Source organism: Streptomyces sp. MMS24-W38 (assembly GCF_059889265.1).
Map to the genome: position 1 here is coordinate 4,851,771 of NZ_JCBCPP010000001.1, position 25,178 is coordinate 4,876,948.

General features: G+C 71.4%; 16 protein-coding genes and 1 pseudogene. 10 read left to right on the forward strand and 7 right to left on the reverse strand.

The features are described from left to right. Position 1: 1 nt before the first annotated feature. Together AC6F7H_RS21110 and AC6F7H_RS21115 are read right to left on the reverse strand one after the other, a co-directional pair. Positions 2–2,587: a LuxR C-terminal-related transcriptional regulator gene (locus AC6F7H_RS21110; RefSeq protein ID WP_500758484.1), complete on the reverse strand. Its 2,586-nt coding sequence runs from the start codon at positions 2,585–2,587 to the stop codon at positions 2–4. Continuing rightward, positions 2,584–5,076 carry a helix-turn-helix transcriptional regulator gene (locus tag AC6F7H_RS21115; protein WP_500758485.1) on the reverse strand — a complete coding sequence of 831 codons (2,493 nt, stop codon included), beginning with the start codon at positions 5,074–5,076 and terminating at the stop codon, positions 2,584–2,586. The genes AC6F7H_RS21110 and AC6F7H_RS21115 overlap by 4 nt, the downstream gene beginning before the upstream one ends. 350 nt (positions 5,077–5,426) lie before the next feature. On the opposite strand from AC6F7H_RS21115, the gene AC6F7H_RS21120 reads away from it, so the two are divergent. The 4 genes from AC6F7H_RS21120 to AC6F7H_RS21135 all read left to right on the forward strand — a co-directional run bounded on the left by AC6F7H_RS21120 (position 5,427) and on the right by AC6F7H_RS21135 (position 13,643). Further along, positions 5,427–8,225: a helix-turn-helix transcriptional regulator gene (locus tag AC6F7H_RS21120; RefSeq protein WP_500758486.1), complete on the forward strand. Its 2,799-nt coding sequence runs from the start codon at positions 5,427–5,429 to the stop codon at positions 8,223–8,225. Positions 8,226–8,594: 369 nt separating this feature from the next. After that, positions 8,595–9,437, forward strand: a complete 843-nt coding sequence (locus AC6F7H_RS21125) for a helix-turn-helix transcriptional regulator (RefSeq protein ID WP_500758487.1) — start codon at positions 8,595–8,597, stop codon at positions 9,435–9,437. A 58-nt stretch (positions 9,438–9,495) separates the two neighbouring features. After that, positions 9,496–10,242 (forward strand): response regulator transcription factor, encoded by a 747-nt coding sequence (locus AC6F7H_RS21130; RefSeq protein ID WP_500758488.1) that lies wholly within the window; start codon positions 9,496–9,498, stop codon positions 10,240–10,242. Between the two features lie 389 nt (positions 10,243–10,631). Continuing rightward, positions 10,632–13,643 carry a bifunctional [glutamine synthetase] adenylyltransferase/[glutamine synthetase]-adenylyl-L-tyrosine phosphorylase gene (locus tag AC6F7H_RS21135; protein WP_500758489.1) on the forward strand — a complete coding sequence of 1,004 codons (3,012 nt, stop codon included), beginning with the start codon at positions 10,632–10,634 and terminating at the stop codon, positions 13,641–13,643. On the opposite strand, the gene AC6F7H_RS21140 is transcribed toward AC6F7H_RS21135, so the two are convergent. Together AC6F7H_RS21140 and AC6F7H_RS21145 are read right to left on the reverse strand one after the other, a co-directional pair. Then, positions 13,640–14,656: a phosphatase PAP2 family protein gene (locus AC6F7H_RS21140; protein ID WP_500758490.1), complete on the reverse strand. Its 1,017-nt coding sequence runs from the start codon at positions 14,654–14,656 to the stop codon at positions 13,640–13,642. The two genes, AC6F7H_RS21135 and AC6F7H_RS21140, sit on opposite strands and share 4 nt — an antisense overlap. A gap of 130 nt (positions 14,657–14,786) precedes the next feature. Continuing rightward, the gene (locus AC6F7H_RS21145) at positions 14,787–15,821 is read right to left on the reverse strand and encodes a LacI family DNA-binding transcriptional regulator (protein WP_109381824.1); all 1,035 of its coding nucleotides are present in this window, start codon (positions 15,819–15,821) and stop codon (positions 14,787–14,789) included. A gap of 470 nt (positions 15,822–16,291) precedes the next feature. Between AC6F7H_RS21145 and AC6F7H_RS21150 the strand changes: the two genes are divergently transcribed. The 3 genes from AC6F7H_RS21150 (at position 16,292) to AC6F7H_RS21160 (ending at position 19,588) form a co-directional block, all read left to right on the forward strand. Next, positions 16,292–17,563: an extracellular solute-binding protein gene (locus tag AC6F7H_RS21150; protein ID WP_500758491.1), complete on the forward strand. Its 1,272-nt coding sequence runs from the start codon at positions 16,292–16,294 to the stop codon at positions 17,561–17,563. Positions 17,564–17,658: 95 nt separating this feature from the next. Beyond that, positions 17,659–18,663, forward strand: a complete 1,005-nt coding sequence (locus tag AC6F7H_RS21155) for a carbohydrate ABC transporter permease (protein WP_500758492.1) — start codon at positions 17,659–17,661, stop codon at positions 18,661–18,663. Positions 18,664–18,676: 13 nt separating this feature from the next. Continuing rightward, positions 18,677–19,588 carry a sugar ABC transporter permease gene (locus tag AC6F7H_RS21160; RefSeq protein WP_500758493.1) on the forward strand — a complete coding sequence of 304 codons (912 nt, stop codon included), beginning with the start codon at positions 18,677–18,679 and terminating at the stop codon, positions 19,586–19,588. 160 nt (positions 19,589–19,748) lie between these two features. Here AC6F7H_RS21160 and AC6F7H_RS21165 read toward each other — a convergent pair. Then, a pseudogene (locus tag AC6F7H_RS21165) lies at positions 19,749–20,945 on the reverse strand (RNA-guided endonuclease InsQ/TnpB family protein). A 152-nt stretch (positions 20,946–21,097) separates the two neighbouring features. On the opposite strand from AC6F7H_RS21165, the gene AC6F7H_RS21170 reads away from it, so the two are divergent. Continuing rightward, the gene (locus AC6F7H_RS21170; RefSeq protein ID WP_500758494.1) at positions 21,098–22,780 is read left to right on the forward strand and encodes a glycoside hydrolase family 13 protein; all 1,683 of its coding nucleotides are present in this window, start codon (positions 21,098–21,100) and stop codon (positions 22,778–22,780) included. Between the two features lie 73 nt (positions 22,781–22,853). Here AC6F7H_RS21170 and AC6F7H_RS21175 read toward each other — a convergent pair whose 3' ends face one another. Next, on the reverse strand, positions 22,854–23,138 hold the full coding sequence (locus AC6F7H_RS21175; RefSeq protein WP_500758495.1) for a hypothetical protein: 285 nt from the start codon (positions 23,136–23,138) through the stop codon (positions 22,854–22,856). A 119-nt stretch (positions 23,139–23,257) separates the two neighbouring features. On the opposite strand from AC6F7H_RS21175, the gene AC6F7H_RS21180 reads away from it, so the two are divergent. Continuing rightward, positions 23,258–24,106 carry a Scr1 family TA system antitoxin-like transcriptional regulator gene (locus AC6F7H_RS21180; RefSeq protein ID WP_500758496.1) on the forward strand — a complete coding sequence of 283 codons (849 nt, stop codon included), beginning with the start codon at positions 23,258–23,260 and terminating at the stop codon, positions 24,104–24,106. Further along, the gene (locus AC6F7H_RS21185) at positions 24,082–24,291 is read left to right on the forward strand and encodes a DUF397 domain-containing protein (protein WP_500758497.1); all 210 of its coding nucleotides are present in this window, start codon (positions 24,082–24,084) and stop codon (positions 24,289–24,291) included. The genes AC6F7H_RS21180 and AC6F7H_RS21185 overlap by 25 nt, the downstream gene beginning before the upstream one ends. Positions 24,292–24,575: 284 nt before the next feature. Here AC6F7H_RS21185 and AC6F7H_RS21190 read toward each other — a convergent pair whose 3' ends face one another. Next, the gene (locus AC6F7H_RS21190; protein ID WP_500758498.1) at positions 24,576–25,121 is read right to left on the reverse strand and encodes a hypothetical protein; all 546 of its coding nucleotides are present in this window, start codon (positions 25,119–25,121) and stop codon (positions 24,576–24,578) included. Between the last annotated feature and the right edge of the window lie 57 nt (positions 25,122–25,178).

The window sequence follows — 25,178 nt, forward strand, 5'->3', positions numbered from 1 at the left end:
CTTATGGGTGCCCCAGTACCACCGCGAGATCGGAGCGGCCGTTGATGCCCAGGGCGCGGTAGGTGTGCGTCAGGTGGAGTTCGACGGTGCGGACGCCGACCGACAGCTCCTCGGAGATCGCCGTGTTCGACCGGCCCTCCGCCGCCAGCAGGGCGACCCGCAGCTGAGCCGGGCTCAGCCGTGCCCGGTTCGCGGAGGGCTGAGCGGCGAGGCGGGCGGCGACCTCCTCGGCGAGCGGGAACGGCCGGCCCCGTCTGACCGCCTCGTCGAGCAGGCGCCGCGCCTCCGTCGACCGGCCGGTGTCGAGCAGGGTGGAGGCCAGCGCGACCATCGCCCGCGCGTACAGTCTCCGGGTCGGCATGCCGGCGAGCAGACGTACCGCGGTTCGTAGATGCCCGAGCGCCGTACGGTCGGGGAGGGCCGGCCCGGCCCAGAGGTGGACGGCGCCGACCGCGCCCGGCGCGCCCCAGGTCCGGGCCGCCGTGAGGCTCTCGACCACCAGGCGCTCCGCCGCCTGCGGGGCCGCGCAGGCCGCCTCCGCCATGGCGAGATGCGAACGCCAGGGAATGACGGCGGGGTTCACACAGCCGAGGGGCCGCAGAATCCGGCCGCACTCGCGCAGATGCGCCCTCGCCTCGGAGGTCCGGCCGGTGCGCAGGCACAGGACGCCCCGGGCGAACAGCAGGTGGGCATGGTCCAGGCCGTGCTCGCCGCGGTCCGACGGGGCCTTTGCCCGGGCCGACCGTGCCAGGATCGACTCCGCCAGGTCCGTCCGTCCGGACTCCAGGGCGACGACCATCTCCACCGCGGTCAGTCTCGGCAGCGCCCGCGGATGCCAGTGGTGCCTGGGCACCTCGGTGAACGCCTCTGCCAGCCGCTCCCTGGCCTGCTCCAACTCTCCGGTCCGCAAGGAAAGTTCGGCAAGCCCCAGCAGTGCGTGCCCGGCCACGGGGCTCACCCTGTGCCGTCGTGCCTCGGCCGTGATCCGCTGCAGTCCGGACCGGGCCAGCGCCACGTCCTCGGTGACGGCGAGCACGCGCGCGGCGAACAGCCGGGGAGTGAACAACCCGTTTCCCGCCCGTACCAGCACGGTCCCGGCCAGCCGGCGGGCCTCGCCGATCTTCCGCCCGGCCAGGCAGTGCCGCCAGGCCCGGACCGCGGCCCGGGTCGCGTCGAACTCCGGCGTCTCCCGGTCGTCCCGAGGGCCGAGGGCCGAGGCGTCCGGCGCCGGTGCCGGTCCGGGCGGGCAGGTTTCCGCGGCCAGCTCGCGCAGGCCGCGCAGCGTGCGCCGCTCCGCCTCCGAGGTGGCCCGCGCCGCCGTTGCGCTGAGCGCCTCCGCCGCGTCGTCCCCGGCGCGCAGCGCCAGCATGTCGGCGGCGAACAGCAGGGCCCCGGACCGGTCCGGGACGTCGGTCTCCCTCAGGATCCGCCGGAATCCGCGCTCGGCCGCCGCCGGCCGCCGCGACGACTGCGCCTTCGCCAGCTCCAGCAGTACGTCCGTGCGCAGCCCGTCGGCCGCTCCGTGGTCCAACGACCGTTCGAGTAACACCACCGCCGCGTCGTCGTCGCCGGACCGGCGCGCGGCCACGCCCGCAGCGTGGAGCGCGCCGGGCACCCAGGGCTCGTCCAGCGAGGTCCGTGCGGCCAGCCGGCCCAGCACGTCCTGCGGGAGACCCTCGCGGTGCGCCAACCGCACGGCACGCTCGTGGAGTTCACGGCGCCGGTCGCCGTCCAGGAGGCCGAGTGCCCGCTCGGCCACCAGCGGGTCGTACAGCCGGGGCCGCACGGCGGAGTCGAGCAGGCCGGTGACGGCCGGCTCCGTACGCGCCTGCTCGCCGTCCGGCACGGAGATCCCGGCCAGCTCGCAGACCTGGCGGAACGAGAAGTGCCCCGCCGCCACCGCGCTCGCCGCGACGAGCGCGGACGCCCGTGCGGACGCCCGCGCCAGTACGGTCCTCAGATGGTGCCGGCCCGTCTGGTCGGCGAGCGCGGCGAATTCGGCGGCGTCGGGGGGCGGCCCGGGCCATCGCCGGAGCGCGGCACACAGGACCGCCGGGTTGCCGCCGGTCGCGGCGGTCGCGGTCGGCAGGAGCGAGTCGGCCGCCTCCTCGCCGTACGCCCGTACGAGCAGTGTCCGTACGGCGTGCTCGGTCAGCGGGCGCGGCGACAGCTCGTATCCGGGTCCGGCCTGCGCGTCGAGCGGCGCCGGGCCGGAGTCTTCGGAGCCCTCGACGACCACCCACAACGCGGGTCGCGGTTTCGGTCGGCTCGTGGGCGACTTGGCTCGTTCCGCCTCCGATGTGCCCTGGGTGTCGTCGGTGAACAGGGCCGACGGGCCGCTGATCGAGGCGAGTTCGGCCTGCCCGGGTGCCGTGAGGACGTGCAGGCCGAACTGCCGGGCCAGGGCCGCGCCCTCGGCGAGCAAGGCGCTGCGTCCGGTGCCCGGTCGCCCGCGCACGACGACGGTCGCCGTCCCGCCGTTCGCGACCTGGCGCACGGCCCGCTCCAGCGTGGCCAGTTCCTCGGTCCGTTCCAGGAGCCCGTCGGATGCGCCGGGTGGACCCGGTGGCCGGAGCAGGTGGTTCACCGTGTCTGGCCGAGCGCTCGTGCCTGGGCAGGCCGCGGTCCGTGCGCCGGGAACCACTTCGCGAGGCCGGCCCGGCCGGGGACGCCGAGCTTCCGGTACACGTTCGTCAGGTGGTACTCGACCGTGCGTACCGTCAGACACAGGGCGTCCGCGATCACCCGGTTCGACTTCCCGGCTGCCGCCAGTTCCGCCACGGGACGTTCGGCGTGGCTGAGCGCCGCCAGGGTGTGCCGTCCCTCCGCCGAGCGGAGCGCGCAGCGTGCCTGTTCGGCGACGGAGGTCAGGCCGCACGGCACGGCGATCGCCAGCGCCGCGCGCAGACGGGAGTGCGCACCCCGGTCCGACCGGTGCAGCAGGGCCTTGCCGAGGCGGAGTTCGGCGAGGGCGTGGGACTGCCGGTCGGAGCTTTGGGCCAGGACCCGGGCGCTCTCGGTGAGCAGTTCGACGCAGCCGGCCGGGTCGGCGGACACGCCCCGGGCCAGCAGACTCAGCCCCGTGCTGCGGGCCGTCGGCCATCGCTCGGCCAACTGCTGGCCGAACTCGGCCCGTTGGGCGGCGACGCCCGGCCGGCCCAACCGCATGAGCAGCTCGGTGCTGTGCACCCACCAGAGGGTGAACACCGGGTTGTCCACGCCGGCGGCAGCGAGACTCGCTCCGCACCGCTCGAGCAGACGCAGGGCCTGCTCGGGCCGGCCGCGGTCACGCTCGACCAGGGCCAGGGCCGTCAGATGGTGGTGGTACTCCCAGACGCAGTCGTCGAGCCGGCGGCCGTCGAGCCGGAGCAGTACCTCCTGTGCCCGGTCGAGGTCGCCCCGGGCGACCAGGGCGCGGGCGAGGGCGATCGACGCCAGCCGGCTCCGCCCCGATGCGCCCTCTCCCTCGGAGAGACGGGACGCGGCCGACGCCGCCTCGGCGGCCTCGGCCGCCTGGCCCGATTCGAGCAGCACCAGGGCCCGCGCCGAAGCGGCGTGGCACTCGGCCCACATCTCCTCACGCTCGGCGCTGTCGGCGACGGTCCGCTGCAACTGGTCGAGCGCGGTCGCGGTGTCGTCGGCCAGCGCGAGGACCTGCGCTGCGGCGACCCTGGCCCAGGCGGTGTGCGGCTGCCCGGACCAGAGGACCTGACGGGCGTCGGCGACCGCGGTCTCCCGCGCCTCCGGCTCGGAGGCGGTCAGCGCGGTGCGCAGCGCGCGGACGGCGAGGGCCAGGCGCTCGGTGGGGCGGTCGGTGAAGACCGGGGCGGTGGATGGGGTGGGCGAGGTGAGAGCGGGAGGCATCGGGGAGACCGGAGAAACCGCGGAGGCCGCAGAAACCGCAGAGGTCGTGGGGACTGCGGGGGCGGGGGCCGGAGCCCGTTGTGCCCGCCCGGTCGGCGGGCCGTCCTGACGGCCGGGGCCCAGCTCGCGCAGCAGTGCGTCGAGCGCGGCGGGAGTGTCGGGGGAGGCGTGCACCATGAGGGAGGTGAGCAGGAGCAGGTCGGCGGCGTGGGTCCGGACCAGTGGATCGTCCCTGCCGGGGGGTGTCCCGGCGAGGTGAATGAGGTGTTCCCGGGCGGCCAGGGGATCGATGTCGACCAGCGCGGTGGCGAGGTCGATGCGGACGGCGGCATCGTCGGCGTCGGCGGCGTGGAGCCGCGTCAGGTAGGACACCGCGGCAGCCGGGCGGTCGTGCCGGGCGGCTGCCGCCGCCTCCTTGAGGACGGCACGCATCCAGGAGCGGTCCAGCGTCCTCTGCTCGAGCAGCAGGTCGGCCACCTGCTCGGCCGGTTTGGCCGCGTCGTTGAGGATCTCGGCGGCCTGGGCGCGCATGCGCTCCCGCTCGGCCTCGGGCAGGGTGTCCAGCAGCGAGGGGATGCCGTGGACCGGTATGGGCCCGGGGAGCAGGCCGCGGGCCTCGGCCCCCTCCAGGAGCCGGCCCGTCGCCTTGGACGGGAGTCCGGCCAGGGCGCCGACGAGGTCCGGGTCGGTGCTGCCGAGTGCCGCCGCCGCCCGGGCGACCTCGAGCAACCGGGGTTCGCGCCGGGCGAGTTCGGCCAGGTCTTCGGCGGCGGGCCGGGTGGTGTCGGCGGGCCAGAGGCCCGCGGCGTCGACGACCGTGCAGTAGTCCCGCGTCGCCAGTTCGTGGAACGCCGCCGCGGCGGGCCCCGGCAGTCCAAGGGGCAGGTGCAGCAGGACGGTCAGCGGCTGTCGGTAGGTGGCGCGCATCAGCTGGTCGATGAAGCGGAGCGTGCCCTCGTCGCACCACTGCGCATCGCCGATGGCGAGGACGAGTGGCCCGCGTGCCAGCAGGCCGCAGACCAACGAGTCTGCCGCGTAACGGATTTCGTGACCCGGCGGCGAGGTGCCGAGCAGGCGTCGCAGCACGGCGTGCTCCGTGCCGGCCGCTTCACGCAGGCAGCCCACGCGCCGTACATTCGCCTCGCGTCCGTACGTGACGCTGACATGACGGGCGATGGCGTCCACCGAGCCACGGGCGGGGGAGCCCAGCATCACCACGCAGCGTGCGCCGCGGTGTTCGCCACGGATCGGGCAGGCGGACGGCCCGCGTGGCGTGACGGCCGGCACGGCGGCGGTTCCCGTTCTGAGCGGGTGGGAACGGGGGGCAGAGAACGAGGGAACCGAGGGAACCGGATGTGCCGGCTTTGATCGTCTCGAACTCATGATCCTTACGATATGACAGTGCTGTGGCTTTTTTGTGATGACGTCGGGGCCTTCTTGTCCAGGCGACTCGCGGGTTCAACCGGGTAAGAATGGCTCATGCTTGCCCGACTCCGTTGGTGAATGGAGGCTCCGTGCGGCTCCTGGAGCGGACAAAGGATCTCGACGCGGTCCAATGTGAGATGAACGGTGTGCAAACCGGCGACACCGTGCTCATGGCGGTCACCGGAACTCCGGGCATGGGACGTTCGGCCTTCCTCGACGTGGTCGCGGTCCACGCGGAACAGCACGGCTTCGTCGTACGACGAGCCCGAGGCAGCCGACTGGAACAGGGCCTGCCCCTCGGCCACCTTGGTCCGGCCCGCCCGGAAACCACCGGCCGCCCGGTCGCACTGCTCGTCGACGACCTGCAGCGGGCGGGGGAGCCGGCCCTGACCCGGCTGACCGCGTTGCTCGCCGACCCGGGGCCGGGCCCGCTGCTCATGGCGGTCGCCGTGTGCGAGGGCGAGTTCGCCACCGAGACGCCGGGGGTGCAGGAGATCCTGTCGGCCGCCGACCGGGTGATCCGGATGGGGCCGCTCGGCACGGAGGGAGTACGTGCCCTGCTCGGGGAACGCGGCATCGCGCTCGCCGACGACCAGGTCCACGCCTGGACCCACGCCACCGGCGGCAATCCGACGCTGATCATCTCCCTGTTGGAGCGGTTGGAGCGGTTGGAGCGTGCGGGCCGCGGTGCCTCCGCAGGCCTGCTCGACATCGCCCGTGCCCAGCCCGCGCCCTGGAGCCTGCGGTCCCGTGTGGCCGCGGCCCTGACCGGGCACCCGGAGTCCGTCGGTCGGCTCGCCGCCTGCGCGGCGCTCCTCGGCGGGGAGACCGAGACGCACGTCCTCGCCCGTCTGGCGGATCTGGACCCGGCCGAAGGGGACGCGGCGGCCAGAGCGCTGGTCAGACTCGGTTGGGCCGCCGACCGCTGGACACCGCCCGTACTGTGGGACTGCGTACGGGAGGCCGCCGAGGAGGGGATCTCGCTCGCCGACCGCGACCGGCTGCACCGCCGGGCGGCCGAACTGCTCCATGCCTCGGGCGCACCGGCCGAGCGGGTCGTTTCCCATTTCATGGAGGTCGGCCCCGGTGACTGGACCGAGGCCGCACAGGTGATGCGGGAGACCGCCCGCGAGGTGTGGCGCGGTGGCGACGACGCGCTCGCGATCCGCTGTCTGCGCCGAGCCCTGCGCGAGTTCCCGTCCTACAGCCCTCAGCGCGGCGACCTGCTGGCCGCCCTCGCCGACGTGGAACGGAACGCCGACACCTCCGCGATGCTGCGCCACGTCGGCCAGGCGCTTCCCCTGCTGGACGCGGTCCCGGAACGCGCCGCGGTCGTGGCCCGTGTGCCGCTCACGCTGTTCCTCTCCGCCCCGCACGCGGCGTCGGAGATGCTGGAACAAGCCGGGGCGGGGCGCACGGGGCCGATGGTGCCGACGGCCGACCCGATGGCACGGGCCGCCCCGAAGGCGTCGGAGGCAGCAGGGATGTCAGAGACATCGGAGGCGTCGGAGCTCGGGCTGCGGCTGGAGGCCCGCGTACGGCTGTCGCGGCTGGGGGACCCGGCGGCCCAGGCCGCCGCCGTCCAACGGCTGCGAGTCCTCGATCCCGAACGAGTCCTTGCCCCCGGACGAGCCCTCGACCCCGGACCGGTTCCCGGTCCCGGCACCGCGGCCCGGCGGGAACTCATGGCGGTCCTCGTCTTCGCGGGCGTCCTCGGCGGCCGGCTGCCCGCCACCGAGGTCGCCGCCCGCACGCGGTGGCTGCTGGAGCACGAACCGGCGTCGGCCGCCTCGGAGTACACCGCGTCCGCACTGACGATCGCCTCCGCGGCCGTCGCGGAGGCGAGTGAACCGGCGCGCTGCTGGCTGGACACGGCGCTCGAGACGGCGCGGCAGCGCGACGACCGGCGGCTGCGCACGGCCGTGCTGAGCTGGCGCGCGCTCACCGCCGTGCACGCCGGCCGGCCCGCCGACGCCCGGGCGGACGCGCGGGAGGCCTGCGCGACAGCTCCCGACCCGGCGCGGGACCCGGCGGGGGACTCGCTGGGGGACCACGACTGGCTGACGGTGCTCAGCCTGACGTCCGTGGCGGTCGAGACGGGTGACACCTGGCTGGCGGAGCGGCTGCGGGACCGGCTGGCCCAGGGGCAGGGCGCCGGGCAACCGGTGTGCGGGCTCGCCCTGCGGGTGCTGCAGATCCCGCTGGCCGCGGAGCGTGAACTGCCCGCCCTCGCAGCCGATTTGCAGGACGCCGCCCGCCGCGCAGAGGCGGCGGGCTGGTGCAACCGGACCCTGTTCCCGGTCGACGTGTGGCGCGCGCCGCTGCTGCTCCGCCTCGGCGACCCGGAGGCCGCGCTCCGACTCCTCGCCCGCGCCTGTGAACGGGCACGGCGTTTCGGCGCACCGGCCGCACTCGGCCGGACCCTGCGCATGTGGGGCACCGTGGTGCGCGGCCGCTACGCCCTGTCCCTGCTCGCCGAGTCCGTCGCCGTGCTCAGGGAGAGCTCCAACCACCTGGAGCTGGGGCGGTCGTTGACGGCGTACGGCAACCGGTTGCGGGCCGCCGGACGGCCGGGCTCCGACGAGATCCTCGCCGAGGCGGACCGGATCGCCGAGGCGACGGGCGAGGCGGTGCTGCGACGCTGGATCGCCTCGCAGCCGTCGTCCCCGCACGGTGTGCCGCCGTGCGGAGGCGCACCGGTGGCCGGCGGGCTGCTCAGCGACACCGAGCGGCGGGTCGCCTCCCTGGTGGCCCTGGGGCACACCAACCAGGACGCCGCCGAGGCGCTCGGAGTCACCCGGCGGGCCGTGGAGAAGAGCCTCACCAGGCTGTACCACCGGCTGGACGTGGACGGCAGGGCCGGGCTGGTTCCGGCGGTGCGCCGCATGGCCGGAAGGGCGGTCTTCGGTTCGGGCGTGCTCGCGGAGCGACTGTGACCCGGTAGCCGGGGTACCGGCGTGGGTAGGGATGCCGGGGTGAGGGCCGGTGCCTGGACCGGTGACCGGGGGCGGTGCCCGATCGGTGCACCGAACGGGCTACTCACCGGTAAGCCGGATTGGTCCCGTCCGGCAATGGAAAATGTGGGTGAAAATGCCGGTAATTCTCGGATGACCGGAGGTTGCCGAGCGGTGTCCGGGCCGCTTCCCGCTGCTTCCCGGGGCCCGCCGCGACGGTCTCTCCGAACCCACGGAACGGCGACCACAGTCTTTCGTGGGGGTTCCGAATTCCATTGCACGTCAACGCCCGTGCTCCGTAGACTGGCTCGCGGCCAGTGAAAGATTCGAGAGAGGGAGGGAAAGGCTTACATGGCCCTCGCGAAGATCAGTACGGTGGACGGGCTCATTCGGGCGGCGGAGGCGCACGCCACCCTGACCGGGAAAAGTCAGTTTTCCGTCGAAGCGCTGCATGAAATAGATTCTTCCCTGTTCGACGCGGAAATCGGGAGCGAAAAGTACCGTGATGCGTTCCTTTCGCTTTTCGAGCGCTCCGGAATCGCTCTCGCCATTCTCGACTTGAATCTGCGGGTGCGTTCCGTCAACAGCCCCGTGATGCCCCGGTGCGCCCAGCGGGCGGACGAGCTGCGCGGCCGTGAATTCGTGGAGTTCCTGCACCCGAGCGTGCGACAGCACGTGCTGCGTGAGTTCGGCCGGCTCGTGCAGGGACAGCGGACTCGTCTCGTCGGTCACTCCGTCGTCCTGTCCGTCTACGGCAACACGGTCTCCGGCAAGATCACCGCGTTCCCGGTGACCGACGGCGCGGGCCGGGTCGAGATGATCGTGGTGCAGTTCACGCCGGAGGAAACGCCCGTCGACCGCGAGGCGTACGACGGCTCGCAATGGAAGTTGTCCCCGCTCAGCGCGAAGGTCCTGGAGGGCGTGGCGGCGGGTGATCCGACCGTACGCCTGGCGGCCAAGCTGTTCCTCAGCCGGCAGGGCATCGAGTACCACGTCGGCATGCTGCTGCGGCAGTTCCAGGTGCCCAACCGGACGGCACTGGCGGCGAGGGCGTACTCGATGGGCATGTTCAGCATCGGCAGCTGGCCGCCGAGGGTGCTCCCCGACTACATCCGCTCGGACCAGCAGGGAGCGGAGAGCGGATGGGGCGGGACGCGCGCACGATCGCGGCAGCGCCAGACCTCAGGACGCTGAACACTTCAGAACGCCGAGCACGCCAGAACGAGGACGATGTGAAACTAACGAGGACGATGTGAAACTACTGGTCGTTGAGGCCAACGAACGGGTGGCGGCGGCTCTCGGGACGGCCCTGGAGGAACAGGGTCTGGAAGCGGTGTGCGCGTCCACCGGCAGGGCCGCGCTCGAGCTGCTGGACCGGGCCCGCCCGGATGTCGTCCTGCTCGACCTCGCCCTCCCCGACTGCGACGGCTTCGGGCTGTGCGGCGCGATGCGGGCCGCCAGTACGGTCCCGATCCTGGTGACCACCGCGCGCGGGGACCATCTGTCCTGCGTGCGAGCGCTCGACCTGGGCGCGGACGACCACCTCATCAAGCCCTACAACCTGGCCGAACTGCTGGCCCGGACCAGGGCGGTGATGCGCCGCGGCCGACCCGTCGAGCCCGCCACCGTTGACCTCGGAACCGACACCGCCCCCGTCGCGGCCGTCCTGGACGGGCCCTTCGGGGAGCCGCCGGGAGACCTGCTGCTGGCCGGGCGGGTACGCATCGACCTGCGGGAGCGGGCCGTCCTGGTCGACGGTGCCCCGACCGAACTGCCGGACGACGAATTCGACATCCTGGCCGCGCTGGCCCGGAGGCCGGGCCGGACACTGCGCGCCGACCAGATCGTCGAGGAGATCCTGCGCGCGCACCGGGCGTCGCTGCGCGCCACCCTGCCGGCCCGGATCGCCTCGCTGAGGGAACGGCTCGGACCGTCCCGACTGGTCGAGTCCCCCGAGGCCGAGTGCTACCGGCTCCCGGTCTCCGAACCGTACGCCTGACGGATCGGAACGCCCCGGACGGGCAGGGGGCGAGGAGAGGCCGCCGTGTCCCGGTGGAAGTCCCGGGCCCGGTCGATGTCACTGACGGGCAGCGGGAGCACTTCCAAGGTCATGTCCATGGGCACAGCTCCCGTGCCGGTCCGGCCGCCTTGTGGGCGTCGGCTTCGGCAGCATGCGAACCGCCGCCTCGTCCAGCTGAACGGCTTCCCCTCACCGAAGCCGAAAGCGGTGCGCGGCGCCACCGGGAACACGACGGCGTGTCGCGGGCCGTGGCGGACCCCGCGCGCCCCCGGAACCCGTCGTACGCCGTCCCGGGCCGGGCCCCGAAGGTGCCGATAGGCTCGTCGCCAGTACGACCATCGTGATCCGAGGACCGAGGGAGGCCGGGGATGACGTCGGCGCCGGGGCGCAGGAGCAGTACTTTCACACGGCTGCTGCGGCACGGTTTCACCGACCCGTCCGCCGCCGAGCGGCTGCTGGACGGACCCGAGCTGGTGCCCGTGCGCGACGACCCGGTGCTGCTGGACGCGCTCGGCGCGACCGCCGACCCCGATCTCGCGCTGCACGGGCTGGTCCGGCTGCTGGAGGCGCAGACCACCGCCACCGACCGGCAGGAAGTGCTCGACACACTGATCGCCGCCAAGCCGCTGCGCGACCGGCTGCTCGGTGTGCTCGGCGCCTCCGAGGCCCTGGCCGACCACCTCGCCCGGCACGCCGGCGACTGGCGGGCGCTCGTCACGTACGAGGCGCGGGACCTGCACCCCGGCCTGACCGAGTTCGAGGACGGCCTCGCCGGCGTCACCGATCCGGTGTCGCTGCGCGTCGCCTACCGGCGCTGCCTGCTGTCCATCGCCGCCCGGGACGTCTGCGGCACCACCGAGGTGTCCGAGACCGCCGCCGAACTCGCCGACCTGGCCACCGCCACCCTGCGGGCCGCCCTCGCGCTGGCCGAGGCCGACGCCCCCGAGGACACCGCCCTGTGCAGGCTCGCGGTGGTCGCGCTGGGCAAGTGCGGCGGACACGAGCTGAACTACGTGTCGGACGTCGACGTCATCTTCGTCGGAGAAGCCGTCGAGAAGGGTGACGGGGCGGACGAGGACAAGGCCCTGCGCGCCGCGACCCGGCTGGCCTCGCACATGATGCGGATCTGCTCCGAGAACACCGTCGAGGGCACCATCTGGCCCGTTGACGCCAACCTGCGGCCCGAGGGACGCAACGGCCCCCTCGTCCGCACCCTCGCCTCGCACCGCGCCTACTACCAGCGCTGGGCCAAGACCTGGGAGTTCCAGGCGTTGCTCAAGGCCCGCCCGGTGGCCGGCGACCTCGCCCTCGGCGAGGAGTACGTCGCCGCCCTCCAACCGCTGGTGTGGCAGGCCGCCGAGCGGGAGAACTTCGTCGCCGACGTCCAGAAGATGCGACGCCGGGTCGTCGAGAACATCCCCACCGCCCAGGTCGACCGCCAGCTCAAGCTCGGTCCCGGCGGGCTGCGCGACGTCGAGTTCGCCGTGCAGCTGCTCCAGCTGGTGCACGGCCGCACCGACCCCTCCCTGCGCAGCGGCACCACCCTCGACGCGCTGAAGGCCCTCGCCGCCGGCGGCTACGTCGGCCGCGCCGACACCGCCCAGCTCGACGCCGCCTACCGCTTCCTGCGCTCGCTCGAACACCGCATCCAGCTGTACCGGCTGCGCCGCACCCATCTGGTCCCGGAGGACGAGGCCGAGCTGCGCCGCATCGGCCGCTCCCTGGGCATGCGCAACGACCCGGTGACGAGCCTGACCCGCGAGTGGAAACGGCACGCCACCGTCGTACGGCGGCTGCACGAGAAACTGTTCTACCGGCCGCTGCTCGACGCGGTCGCCCAGCTCGCCCCCGGCGAGGCCCGGCTCAGCGCGGAGGCGGCCCGGGAGCGGCTGGTCGCCCTCGGCTACGCCGACCCCGGCGCCGCCCTGCGGCACCTGGAGGCGCTGGCGTCCGGCGTGACCCGCAAGGCGGCCATCCAGCGGACCCTGCTGCCCGTGCTGCTCGGCTGGTTCGCCGACTCCGCCGACCCGGACGCCGGCCTGCTCAACTTCCGCAAGGTCTCGGACGCGCTCGGCAAGACCCCCTGGTACCTGCGGCTGCTGCGGGACGAGGGCGCCGCCGCCGAGAACCTGGCCCGGGTGCTGTCCGCCGGACGGTTCGCCCCCGACCTGCTGATGCGCGCCCCCGAGGCGGTGGCCCTGCTCGGCGACGGGGAGGCCGGGGGCCTCAGGCCCCGCTCCCGCGCCCACCTGGAGCAGGAGATCCTCGCCGCGGTCCGCCGCGCCGACGGAGCGGCCCAGGCGGTCACGGCCGCCCGCGGGGTGCGCCGCCGCGAGCTGTTCCGTACGGCCGCCACCGACATCATCGGTTCCTACGGCACCGAGTCCCAGCCCGCCGAGGCCGACCAGGGCGCCCTGGTGGACCTGGTCGGCGGCGCCGTGTCCGACCTGACCGCCGCCACCCTCGCCGGAACCCTGCGCGCGGTCGTCCGGGAGGGCTGGGGGGACACCCTCCCCACCCGCTTCGCGATCATCGGCATGGGCCGCTTCGGCGGCCACGAACTGGGCTACGGCTCCGACGCGGACGTCCTGTTCGTCCACGAACCGCGTGACGGCGTGGACGAGCGGGAGGCGGCCGACGCGGCCGGCAAGGTCGTCGCCGAGATGCGCCGACTGCTCCAGCTCCCCAGCGCCGACCCGCCCCTGCTCATCGACGCCGACCTGCGTCCCGAAGGCAGGTCCGGGCCGCTGGTGCGCACCCTGAAGTCGTACGAGGCGTACTACCGCCGCTGGTCCCTGGTGTGGGAGCGGCACGCGCTGCTGCGCGCCGAGCACGTCGCCGGCGACGAGGACCTCGGCCGCCGCTTCATCGAGCTGATCGAACCGCTGCGCCACCCGGCCGCCGGGCTCGACGAGGAGGCGGTGCGCGAGATCCGCCGTCTGAAGGCCCGGATGGAGTCCGAACGGCTGCCGCGCGGCACCGACCCCAAACTGCACGCCAAGCTCGGTCCGGGCGGTCTGTCCGACGTGGAGTGGACCGTGCAGCTGATGCAGCTGCGGTACGGCGCGCGGGAGCCCGGTCTGCGCACGACCAGGACCCGGGAGGCGCTGGCCGCCGCCCACGCGGCGGGGTTCGTCTCCGCCCAGGACGCGGCCACCCTCGACGAGGCGTGGGTGCTGGCCACCGGCGTGCGCAACGCGGTCATGCTGGTCCGCGGGCGGGCCGGGGACACCTTCCCCGCCGCCCCCCGCGAACTGGCCGCCGTCGGCCGCTACCTGGGCTACGGTCCGGGCCACGCCGGCGACATGCTCGACGCGTACCGGCGCACGACCCGCAGGGCGCGGGGCGTGATGGAGGAACTGTTCTACGGCGGATCCTAGGACTTGTCCGGGGCGCGGGAGCCGCCCGGGGCAAGGGCGGAGTCCGGTGTGCGGGGGGCCACCACGCCCGCCTTCCCGCTGTCCGGGACCCTGCCGTCGGAGCTGTCCGGGCCGTCCGGGCCCTCGCCGCCGGTGTCCTCGAGGCCCCCGCCCCCGCCGCCCGTGCCGGTGAGGTTCCCGCTGCCGTGGTCCGGCACGAGTCTCGGCAGGACGTACGGGCGGCTGCCGTACCAGACCGTCGCCAGCGCGTAGCCGAGGGCGAGGCAGAGCAGGCCGCCCACCGCGTCCAGCCAGAAGTGGTTGGCGGTGGCGACGATGACCACCAGCGTGCCCGCCGGATACAGCAGCCCCAGGACCCGAGCCCACGGGACGGTCGCCAGCGCGAAGACGGTCAGCCCGCACCACACCGACCAGCCGATGTGCATCGAGGGCATCGCGGCGTACTGGTTGGACATGTTCTTCAGGTCGCCGGAGGCCATCGACCCCCACGTCTCGTGGACCACGACGGTGTCGATGAAACCGCCGCCGTTCATCAGGCGCGGCGGGGCGAGCGGGAACAGGTAGTAGCCGGCCAGGGCGACGGCCGTGGTCGAGAACAGCACCAGCCGGGTCGCCGCGTAACGGCCGGGATGGCTACGGTAGAGCCACACCAGGACACCCAGCGTGACCACGAAGTGCAGCGTCGCGTAGTAGTAGTTCATGCCGACCACGAGCCAGGTCACCGAGTTCACCGCGTGGTTGAACGACTGCTCGAAGGCGAGACCGAGCTGCCGCTCCAGGTCCCAGAGCCAGTCCGCGTTGCGCAGTGCCTTGGACTTCTGCTCCGGCACGGCGTTGCGGACGAGTGAGTACGTCCAGTAACTCACCGCGATCAGCAGGATCTCGAACCACAACCGCGGCCGGCGGGGAGTGCGCAGGCGACGCGGGAGGCCCCGCCCCGCCCCGTTTCCGACGGGGTGCGCTGCGGCCCGGTCCTCCCGGCCCTCCAGCGTGTTCACCGTCGCTTCACCCATGGGCACAGAGTCTGCCAGAAAAGCCCTTCCCGCAGATCATCCCCCGGGCGGGACGGACCCGCATGTCTTCCCCGGGCAGAGGCCCGCGGTCTCCTCCCGGGGCAGTGGACGAAACGTCGTCCCCTCCGCCCTAGGGGCGGTTTCGGTCCCCAGGGGCCGAAGCGGTCGAACCGCGCACCACCAGCTCCGGCATGAACACGAACTCGCTGTGCGGAGCGGGCGTCCCGCCGATCTCCTCCAGCAGGGTGCGCACCGCGGCCTGGCCCATCGCCGGGACCGGCTTGCGGACCGTGGTCAGCGGCGGGTCGGTGAAGGCGATCAGCGGGGAGTCGTCGAAGCCGACCACCGAGATGTCCCTCGGCACGTCCAGACCGCGCTGCCGCGCCGCCCGTATCGCACCCAGCGCCATCATGTCGCTGGCGCACACCACCGCCGTGCACCCGCGGTCCATGAGCGCCGTGGCGGCGGCCTGACCGCCCTCCAGGGTGTACAGGGAGTGCTGGACCAGCTCCGTCTCCACGGTCCGGGCGTCCAGGCCCACCTGGTCCTGCATGGTGCGGACGAAGCCCTCGATCTTGCGCTGCACGGGCACGAACCGCTTCGGCCCGAGCGCCAGCCCGATGCGGGTGTGGCCGAGGGAGGCGAGATGCGTGACCGCGAGCGCCATCGCCGCCCGGTCGTCGGGGGAGATGAATGGCGCCTGCACCTTCGGGGAGAAGCCGTCGACCAGCACGAACGGCACACCCTGGGCGCGCAGTCGCTCGTAGCGCTGCATGTCGGCGGTGGTGTCCGCGTGCAGCCCGGAGACGTAGATGATGCCGGCCACCCCCCGGTCCACGAGCATCTCCGTCAGCTCGTCCTCCGTCGACCCGCCCGGGGTCTGGGTGGCGAGCACCGGCGTGTAGCCCTGACGGGTCAGCGCCTGCCCGATGACCTGGGCCAGGGCCGGGAATATCGGGTTCTCCAGCTCCGGAGTGATCAGACCCACCAGACCCTCGCTGCGCTGCCGCAGCCGCACCGGGCGTTCGTAGCCCAGGACGTCGAGGGCGGCGAGCACGGACTGGCGGGTGGTGGCGGCGACGCCCGGCTTGCCGTTGAGCACGCGGCTGACGGTCGCCTCACTCACCCCGGCCTGAGCGGCGATGTCGGCAAGACGTGTGGTCACAGCACCGGACTGTATCCGCCGGCCCACTCGTTGCACACCGGACGGACGCCTGGTGCGCGCCGTCGAACGGCCCGCTGCGGGCTGCTGGGTCATCGCTGTCCCTCTTGTCGTGGCATGTCGTGCTCGGCAGGTCGTGATCGGCGTCCGTACCGCAACGGATGATTCCCCCGACGGAAACGGATGGCAAGTACTTGCAGAGTCTTGCACAACAGTCCGAACCCCGGTCCTGTGACCGGAAACCCGGGGTCGCGCGGCGGTCGGGGAGCCGCCCGGAGCGGGGCGGGGGGAGGTCACGGCGGCGTAACTGTCGAGCCTTCTTGCAAAATTTTTCAGCAAGGTCTTTCGGATCGGTTGCATCGCTGTTACGTTCACGTCGCCCGGCGGCCCCATAGGCGCGGCCGGCAAGTCGGCAGGGCGGCAGACGGGGCCGCACCCTGCACACCCGGGCTTCACACCCTCAAGGAGAACTCATGCGGCGTGGCATAGCGGCCACCGCGCTGGTGGCGTCCCTCGCCCTCACGGCGACGGCCTGCGGCGGAGACAGCGACAGTGGCGACAAGGCTGACGGCCCGGTCACCATCACCTGGTGGGACACCTCCAACGCGACCAACGAGGCGCCGACGTACAAGGCCCTGGTCAAGGAGTTCGAGGCGGCCAACAAGGACATCAAGGTCAACTTCGTCAACGTCCCCTTCGACCAGGCGCAGAACAAGTTCGACACCGCCGCCGGCTCCAAGGGCGCCCCCGACGTGCTGCGCTCCGAGGTCGGCTGGACCCCCGCCTTCGCCAAGAAGGGCTTCTTCCTGCCGCTGGACGGCACCGAGGCGCTGAAGGACCAGGCCGCGTTCAAGTCCAACCTGATCGAGCAGGCCACGTACGAGGACAAGGTCTACGGCGTCCCGTTCGTCACGGACACCCTCGCCTTCGTCTACAACAAGGAACTGTTCGAGAAGGCCGGCGTCGAGGTCCCCAAGAGCTGGGACGACCTGAAGAAGGCCGCCGCCACCATCAAGGACAAGACCGGCGTCGACGGCTACTGGGGCTCCACCCAGGCCTACTACGCCCAGTCCTTCCTCTACGGCGAGGGCGCCGACACCGTCGACGCCGACGCCAAGAAGATCACCGTCAAGTCGGCCGAGGCCAAGAAGGCCTACGGCACCTGGCTGGACCTCTTCGACGGCAAGGGCCTGCACAAGGCCGACACCACCGCCGACGCGTACGCCCACATCCAGGACGCGTTCATCAACGGCAAGGTCGCCTCGATCATCCAGGGCCCGTGGGAGATCACCAACTTCTACAAGGGCTCCGCCTTCAAGGACAAGGAGAACCTGGGCATCGCCACCGTCCCGGCCGGCTCCACCGGCACGGCGGGCGCCCCGACCGGCGGCCACAACCTCTCGGTCTACGCCGGTTCCGAGGAGGCGAAGCAGAAGGCCGCGCTGAAGCTCGTCAACTTCATGACCTCGGCCAAGGCCCAGGAGACCATCGCCCTGAAGAACTCCACGCTGCCCACCCGCGACGACGCCTACACCGACGAGGTCAAGGCCGACCCGGGCATCGCCGGCTACCAGACGGTCCTCGAGGCCGCCCAGCCGCGCCCGGCGCTGCCCGAGTACAGCTCGCTGTGGGGCCCGCTCGACGACGAGCTGCCCCAGATCGCGGGCGGCAAGAAGTCCCTGGACAAGGGGCTGAGCGACGCGGAGACCGCCATCGCCAAGCTGGTGCCGGACTTCAGCAAGTAACGCCCTCGTGGCCGCCGGATCCGCTTCCAGCAGGGGAGGGTCCGGCGGCCACCGGCCTGTGCCGAACCCCTTGATCATCCAGAAGGTGCCGAACCATGACAGTCGCCATCGACCGCGCGACCGGCAAACGCCGCGGTGACCGCGCGCCCCGCCCCGGCCCGGTCGGCCGCCTGAAGCACGCCTACCAGAAGCACTGGTACGCCTACGCCATGATCGTGCCCGTGGTCGTCGTGCTCGGCACCATCGTGCTGTACCCCCTGGCCTACGGCTTCTACCTCACCCTCACCGACGCCGACAGCCTCAACTCGGCCCGCACCATCGGCGTCAACGAGATCGAGGCCACCTACAAGTTCATCGGCCTGGACAACTACGCCGACATCCTGTGGGGCGAGACGGCGTACGACCGCTTCTGGTCGCACTTCATCTGGACGATCGTATGGACGATGGCCTGTGTCGTCCTGCACTACACCATCGGCCTGGGCCTGGCCCTGCTGCTCAACCAGAAGCTGCGGGGCCGCACCCTCTACCGGCTGCTCCTGATCCTGCCGTGGGCCGTGCCGACCTTCGTCACCGTCTTCGGCTGGCGGTTCATGCTCGCGGACAGCGGCATCATCAACTCGGGCCTGGAGTCCCTGGGCCTGCCGACACCGCTGTGGCTGGAGGACACCTTCTGGCAGCGGTTCGCCGCGATCATGGTCAACACCTGGTGCGGTGTGCCGTTCATGATGATCTCCCTGCTCGGCGGGCTCCAGTCCATCGACGGCGCCCTCTACGAGGCGGCAGAGATGGACGGCGCCAACGCCTGGCAGCGGTTCCGGCACGTCACCCTGCCGGGCCTCAGGTCGGTCAGCTCCACCGTCGTGCTGCTCGGCGTCATCTGGACCTTCAACCAGTTCGCCATCATCTTCCTGCTGTTCGGCAACACCGCCCCGGACGCGCAGATCCTCGTGACCTGGGCCTACCAGCTCGGCTTCGGGCAGCAGCCGCGTGACTTCGCGCAGTCCGCCGCCTACGGCATGCTGCTGCTGGCCATCCTGATCGTCTTCACCTCCTTCTACCGCCGCTGGCTGAACCGCAATGAGCAGCAGCTCGCGATCTGAGGCAGGAGCCCCCATGAGCACCACCACCGTCAAGACCGAGGCTCCGACGGACCGTCCGGCCGGCGAGAGGACCCCGCCCGTGAAGGTGCGGGGGCGCGGGGAACGCGGTCCGCTCGCCAGTCTCACCTCGCACGGCATCCTGGTCGTGGCGAGCATCGTCGCGCTGTTCCCGGTCGCCTGGCTGGTCTTCCTGTCCCTCGGCCCGGACAAGGACGACTACCTCCGCCCCGGCGGCATCTGGGGCAAGATGACGCTGGACAACTACGCGTTCGTGCTGCAGGACACGAACTTCTTCCACTGGCTGAAGAGCTCGCTGATCGTCTCGCTCGGCACCACGGTCCTCGGCGTCCTCGTCGCCGCCACCACCGGGTACGCCGTGTCCCGGATGCGGTTCCCCGGGTACAAGAAGTTCATGTGGGCCCTCCTGGTCACCCAGATGTTCCCGGTGGCCGTCCTGATGGTCCCGATGTACCAGATCCTTTCCGACCTTCAGCTGATCGACACCTATCTCGGCCTCATCCTCGTCTACTGCTCGACCGCGGTGCCGTACTGTGCCTGGCTGATGAAGGGCTATTTCGACACCATTCCGTTCGAGATCGACGAGGCGGGCCGGGTGGACGGGCTGTCCCCGTTCGGCACGTTCGCCCGGCTGATCCTGCCCCTGGCCAAGCCGGGCCTCGCGGTCGCGGCCTTCTACAGCTTCATCACCGCGTTCGGCGAGGTCGCCTTCGCCACGACGTTCATGCTGGACGACACGAAGTACACGCTCGCCGTCGGTCTGCAGAGCTTCGTCAGCGAGCACGACGCCCAGCGCAACCTCATGGCCGCCACGGCGGTCCTGATCGCGATACCCGTCTCCGCGTTCTTCTACCTCGTGCAGAAGAACCTGGTGACCGGCCTCACCGCGGGCGGCACGAAGGGCTGATCGCTCTGCCCCTCGTACGAGGACTCCCGCGCGCCCCGAGCGCGCGGGTGGCGGCCGCGGCGGCCCGAACCGACCCCGCCTGCCACCGCGGCCGCCTTCTCTCCTCGTTTACTGCACCACCCCGGTGACACGAACAGGACGACTTGACTTTCTCCTCCGCCTAGAGGCGAGGGATTCCCACCTTCGCAGGTGGGGCTTCCTGTTTCACCGACGACCGCCCCGTCCGGGAGGACTCCCGTTGAGGTCTTACACCGTCTCCACAGGCAGACACGGCCAGCCCGGCCGCCAGGATGTTGCGTGCCGCATTCACGTCGCGGTCATGCACCGTGCCGCAGTCGCACGTCCACTCACGGACGTTCAACGGCAGCTTCTCACGGACCGCGCCGCAGGTCCCGCACAGCTTGCTGGACGGGAACCAGTGGTCGATCACGACGAGTTCGCGCCCGTACCAGGCGCACTTGTACTCCAGCATGGAGCGGAGTTCCGTCCAGGCCGCATCGGAGATGGCGCGCGCGAGCTTGCCGTTCTTCAGCAGGTTGCGGACGGTGAGGTCCTCGATCACGACCGTTTGGTTCTCGCGGACGAGTCGAGTGGTGAGCTTGTGCAGGAAGTCCCGGCGCCGGTCGGCGATCCGGGCGTGAACGCGGACGACACGACGGCGGGCCTTGGCCCGGTTGTTCGAGCCCTTGACCTTACGGGACAACTCCCGCTGCGCTCTGGCCAGCCTCGCGCGGTCGCGCCGCTCGTGTTTCGGGTTCGCGACCTTCTCCCCGGTCGACAGGGTCACCAAGGACGTAAGGCCCACGTCGATGCCGACCGCGTCCGTCGAGGCCGGAGCCGACACGATGGTGTCCTCACACAGCAAGGACACGAACCAGCGCCCCGCAGTACCACGGGAAACCGTCACCGTCGTGGGCTCCGCACACTTGGGCAGCGGACGCGACCAGCGGACGTCCAGCGGCTCGGTCATCTTCGCCAGTGTCAGCTTCCCGTTGCGCCACGTGAACCCGGAACGGGTGTACTCGGCCGACGCACGCGACTTCTTCCGGCTCTTGAAACGCGGGTACTGAGCGCGCTTGGCAAAGAAATTCCCGAACGCGGTTTGGAGATGGCGCAGGGCCTGCTGGAGCGGTACGGAGGACACCTCGGTCAGGAAGGAGAGTTCTTCGTTCTTCTTCCACTCCGTCAGCGTGGCGGACGACTACACGTAGGAGACGCGGCGCTGCTCCCCGTACCAAGCGCGGGTGCGCTCTTCCAGTGCCTTGTTGTAGACGAGGCGGACGCAGCCGAACGTGCGGGACAGCTCCGCTGCCTGTTCGTTCGTGGGATAGAAGCGGTACTTGAACGCCCGCTTCACCTGCTGCGACGTACCTCACATTTTATCAGCTTCCGTGTGGGTGGAGTACGTTGGGTGGTCGGCGGAGCGTGCTTCGCCGCTGCGCGGCTCCACTCCGAGGAAGCGCTTCCTCCCCGCCCTGAAGGACGGGGTTTCCACGCAAGGAGATTCCGATGAGCCAGCAGCACTCCACATCCCCGGCCGCATCCGCCGCCGTCGCCACCGTCGCCAGGCGGCGTGACTGGTGGCGCGAAGCGGTGATCTACCAGGTGTACCCGCGCAGCTTCGCCGACAGCAACGGCGACGGCATGGGCGACCTGGAGGGCATCCGCTCCCGCCTGCCGTACTTGCGCGACCTCGGGGTGGACGCCGTGTGGCTCAGCCCCTTCTACGCCTCGCCGCAGGCCGACGCCGGCTACGACGTCGCCGACTACCGTGCCGTCGACCCCATGTTCGGCAACCTGCTCGACGCGGACGCACTGATCCGGGACGCCCACGAACTGGGCCTGCGGATCATCGTCGACATCGTGCCCAACCACTCCTCCGACCAGCACGAGTGGTTCAAGCGGGCACTCGCCGAGGGCCCCGGCTCGCCTGCCCGGGACCGCTACCACTTCCGGCCCGGCAAGGGCACGAACGGCGAACTGCCGCCCAACGACTGGGAGTCGATCTTCGGCGGCCCGGCCTGGACCCGGGTCACCGAGCCCGACGGCACCCTGGGGGAGTGGTACCTGCACCTCTTCGCCCCGGAGCAGCCCGACTTCAACTGGGAGCACCCGGCCGTCGGCGACGAGTTCCGCTCCATCCTGCGGTTCTGGCTGGACATGGGCGTCGACGGCTTCCGCATCGACGTCGCCCACGGCATGGTGAAGGCCGAGGGCCTGCCGGACCTGGGATCGCACGAGCAACTGAAGCTGCTGGGCAACGATGTCATGCCGTTCTTCGACCAGGACGGCGTGCACGACATCTACCGGCAGTGGCGCCTCATCCTCGACGAGTACTCCGGCGAGCGCATCTTCGTCGCGGAGGCCTGGACGCCGACCGTCGAGCGCACCGCCAACTACGTCCGCCCCGACGAGCTGCACCAGGCCTTCAACTTCCAGTACCTGGGCACCCACTGGGACGCGGAGGAGCTGCGCGAGGTCATCGACCGCACCCTGGACTCCATGCGCCCGGTCGGCGCCCCCGCCACCTGGGTGCTGTCCAACCACGACGTCACCCGGCACGCCACCCGCTTCGGCAACCCGCCCGGCCTCGGCACCCAGCTCCGGCTGCCCGGCGACCGGGAGCTGGGACTGCGCCGGGCCCGCGCGGCGACCCTGCTGATGCTGGCGCTGCCCGGATCGGCCTACGTCTACCAGGGCGAGGAACTGGGCCTGCCGGACGTCGTGGACCTGCCGGACGAGGTGCGCCAGGACCCGGCGTACTTCCGGGGCGAGGGCCAGGACGGCTTCCGCGACGGGTGCAGGGTGCCGATCCCGTGGACCCGCGCCGGTTCGTCGTACGGCTTCGGGTCCGGCGGCAGCTGGCTGCCGCAGCCGGAGGGCTGGGGCGAGCTGAGCGTCGAGGCGCAGACCGGGACGGCCGGTTCGACCCTGGAGCTGTACCGCGCCGCACTCGCCGTGCGCCGGGAGCAGGCCGACCTGGGCGCGGGCGACACGGTGGAGTGGCTGCCGGCACCGAAGGGTGTACTCGCCTTCCGGCGCGGGGATTTCGTGTGCGTCGCGAACACCACGGGTCAGACGGTGACCATGCCGTCCTACGGCAGGGTCCTGATCACCAACGGTGAGGTGGCCGAAACCGGCGACGAGGCGAAGGTGCCGGCCGACACGACGGTGTGGTGGGCACGAGCCTGACGACTCGTCCGCCCCAGGGCCCGCCGCTCCCTCCGGGGAAGCGGCGGGCCCTCGCCACGCATGACGAGCACTCTCAAGTCCGCTGTCCGCTCCGCCGGTTCACCTCACGCACCCTGGCGCTGAGATCGGTGGTGCGGCGACCCTCCCGCAACGCTTCCGCCAACTTGCGTGCCATGCCCGGATTACAGCGTCCGAGATCCACCAGCGGTGGCAGATAGCCGCTGGCCAGCGAGACGGTGTCGAGCCCCAACGAGGGCAGGAGCTCGCCGGCGTCTTCCAGTGCCAGGGAGAGTTCGTTCCTGGCCTCATCGGCGTCCCGGATCGCGGCTGCGCGCCTCGTACGTTCCTGTGGTGCCATGGTTGTGGTGCCCTTCCTCCATGGTGATCCCGACTCTCCCCACGGTCATCGGTGCGTGACGTCACTCTCACCAGGGGTGATGGTTTTCGTTGCACCGGATCGAAAACGGGGGACAGACGATGCCCGCACCGAAGGAACTCGACCCCTCCGCGTCCCTGCCGGCGCTCTACGGCGTGAAGTTGCGTAAGCTCCGCGTCCGCGCCGGGTTCACCCAGCGCGGACTCGGTGACCTGATCCCCATCGCCCACAGCCGTATCGCCCAGTTCGAACCGGGCAAGGAGACACCGCCCGAAGACGTCAACACCAGGCTGGACGAGATCCTGGAGGCCGACGGCGATCTGGTCGACCTGTGGACCCACATCAAGCGGACGCCGATCCCGGACTGGGCAAGGAAGTTCGTGACGTACGAGGCCAGGGCGAACGCCATGCACAAGTACATGGCGCACAGCGTCCCGGGTCTGCTGCAGACCGCGGCCTACGCACGTGAGGTGCTGCGCCATGGACAACCGTGGTGCACGGTGGAGGAGATCGAGGAGAAGGTGGCGGCGCGGCTGAGTCGGCAGAGTCTGCTCCGGAAGCCGCAACCGCCGCTGTTGTGGGTGGTGCTCGACGAGTCGGTGATCCGGCGCTCGGTGGGAGGCCCGGCCGTCATGCGGGAGCAGTTGGCCTCCGTGCTGGGAGCCGCCCGCACCCCGCGCATCGAGGTGCAGGTGATGCCCTTCGTCGCGGGAGCCCACTCCGCCATGGGCGGCTCGCTCACCCTCCTGTCATTCGACAACGCGCCGGACGTGGCCTACCTGGAGGCGGGCCACTTGGGTGAGTTGGTGGAAGACCGGGCCATGGTGGCTCGGCACTCCCATCGTTACGATCTCGTCCATGCCCGAGCCCTGCCACCAGAGGCATCCATGGCCCTGATCCGGCGGGCCATGAAGGAGTACGAGACATGCGCAGTACCCGACCTGACCTGACGGCCGCAGTGCGGCGCAAGAGCACGTACAGCGATGGCGGTGGCGGCGACTGCCTGGAACTCGCCGACAACATGCCCGGCACCGTCCCCGTCCGCGACAGCAAGAACCCCACCGGCATGATCCTGCTGCTCAGCACCTCTGCCTGGACCGCCTTCCTCGACGGCATACGAACCAGCGCGCACTGATGTGGGTCACTACAGCGACCGCAGGGCTGCTTCGTTCTCGCGGGGGTCCGGTCTGATCAGGCGGACAGTGGCGAACCGACGACACATCGAAGCTCCGGCCGGTGAAGATGACCTGGGAGAGTCATCCGTCTTCAGCCAAAGCTTCGATGTGTCCGCCGCGGGCTCTCTCGGGCTTGCCGAGGCTGACGTGACCCCACCCAACAACAAGATCAACTTGTGTTACGTGGAATTGCAGCGCCACCTGGGTGGACCGTCATCGGAGAGTCCTCCAAGCATCGAAGTCATTAGAGGTAAGCGGCAGCTTTTCTGCGGCGGTTGGGAAGGAACGGGTCGATCGATCCGGCGCCGGATCCGTGGCCGGCGTCCTCGCCACGGATTCGGCGAGCGAGACGGGCAAGTCTGGGGTCGCCGGGAGGGACGTTGATCTGGAAGTGGGACTCCTTGACCGGCTTTGCGTGTCCGCCCCAGCGGATGACGTCCTGGCATTCGGCGAGGATGTCCGCGACGACGATCTTCTCGAGGGCGGACAGGCCGGTGCCCTTTTGCGCTCCCAGCGGGTAGAAGAGCGGGCGGATGGCGATCGCGGTACCGGACAGGTGGTTCGACTCGAAGTCGGCTCCGAGGGTGCGGTGGTCGGTGTGGCCCTGGACATCGTCGGGGCGGAGCATGTCGATCTCGTACGCGAACCGGCGGGCTACGTAGAGCAGTACCGTGGCCACGTCGCCCTTCAGCAGTGGCACGTTGACGCTGGTTCCTTCGATGCGGAAGTGCGCGATGTGGTTGCCGTCGATGACGGGCCAGCCGTTCTGTGACCGTCGGCCACGCCACATGCTTCGTTCAGGAGCGGATGCGGCAGCGGTGGGAGCAGTTGCGAGGAGGGCTCCTGC

Excerpts from the sequence above, each read along its gene's own strand:
- AC6F7H_RS21140 (WP_500758490.1), bottom strand. The coding sequence starts at position 14,656 with ATGGGTGAAGCGACGGTGAACACGCTGGAGGGCCGGGAGGACCGGGCC.
- AC6F7H_RS21180 (WP_500758496.1), top strand. The coding sequence starts at position 23,258 with ATGCCCGCACCGAAGGAACTCGACCCCTCCGCGTCCCTGCCGGCGCTC.
- AC6F7H_RS21120 (WP_500758486.1), top strand. The coding sequence starts at position 5,427 with ATGAACGGTGTGCAAACCGGCGACACCGTGCTCATGGCGGTCACCGGA.
- AC6F7H_RS21150 (WP_500758491.1), top strand. The coding sequence starts at position 16,292 with ATGCGGCGTGGCATAGCGGCCACCGCGCTGGTGGCGTCCCTCGCCCTC.
- AC6F7H_RS21135 (WP_500758489.1), top strand. The coding sequence starts at position 10,632 with ATGACGTCGGCGCCGGGGCGCAGGAGCAGTACTTTCACACGGCTGCTG.
- AC6F7H_RS21170 (WP_500758494.1), top strand. The coding sequence starts at position 21,098 with ATGAGCCAGCAGCACTCCACATCCCCGGCCGCATCCGCCGCCGTCGCC.
- AC6F7H_RS21160 (WP_500758493.1), top strand. The coding sequence starts at position 18,677 with ATGAGCACCACCACCGTCAAGACCGAGGCTCCGACGGACCGTCCGGCC.
- AC6F7H_RS21190 (WP_500758498.1), bottom strand. The coding sequence starts at position 25,121 with ATGTGGCGTGGCCGACGGTCACAGAACGGCTGGCCCGTCATCGACGGC.
- AC6F7H_RS21155 (WP_500758492.1), top strand. The coding sequence starts at position 17,659 with ATGACAGTCGCCATCGACCGCGCGACCGGCAAACGCCGCGGTGACCGC.
- AC6F7H_RS21185 (WP_500758497.1), top strand. The coding sequence starts at position 24,082 with ATGCGCAGTACCCGACCTGACCTGACGGCCGCAGTGCGGCGCAAGAGC.
- AC6F7H_RS21115 (WP_500758485.1), bottom strand. The coding sequence starts at position 5,076 with ATGCTGGGCTCCCCCGCCCGTGGCTCGGTGGACGCCATCGCCCGTCAT.
- AC6F7H_RS21175 (WP_500758495.1), bottom strand. The coding sequence starts at position 23,138 with ATGGCACCACAGGAACGTACGAGGCGCGCAGCCGCGATCCGGGACGCC.
- AC6F7H_RS21125 (WP_500758487.1), top strand. The coding sequence starts at position 8,595 with ATGGCCCTCGCGAAGATCAGTACGGTGGACGGGCTCATTCGGGCGGCG.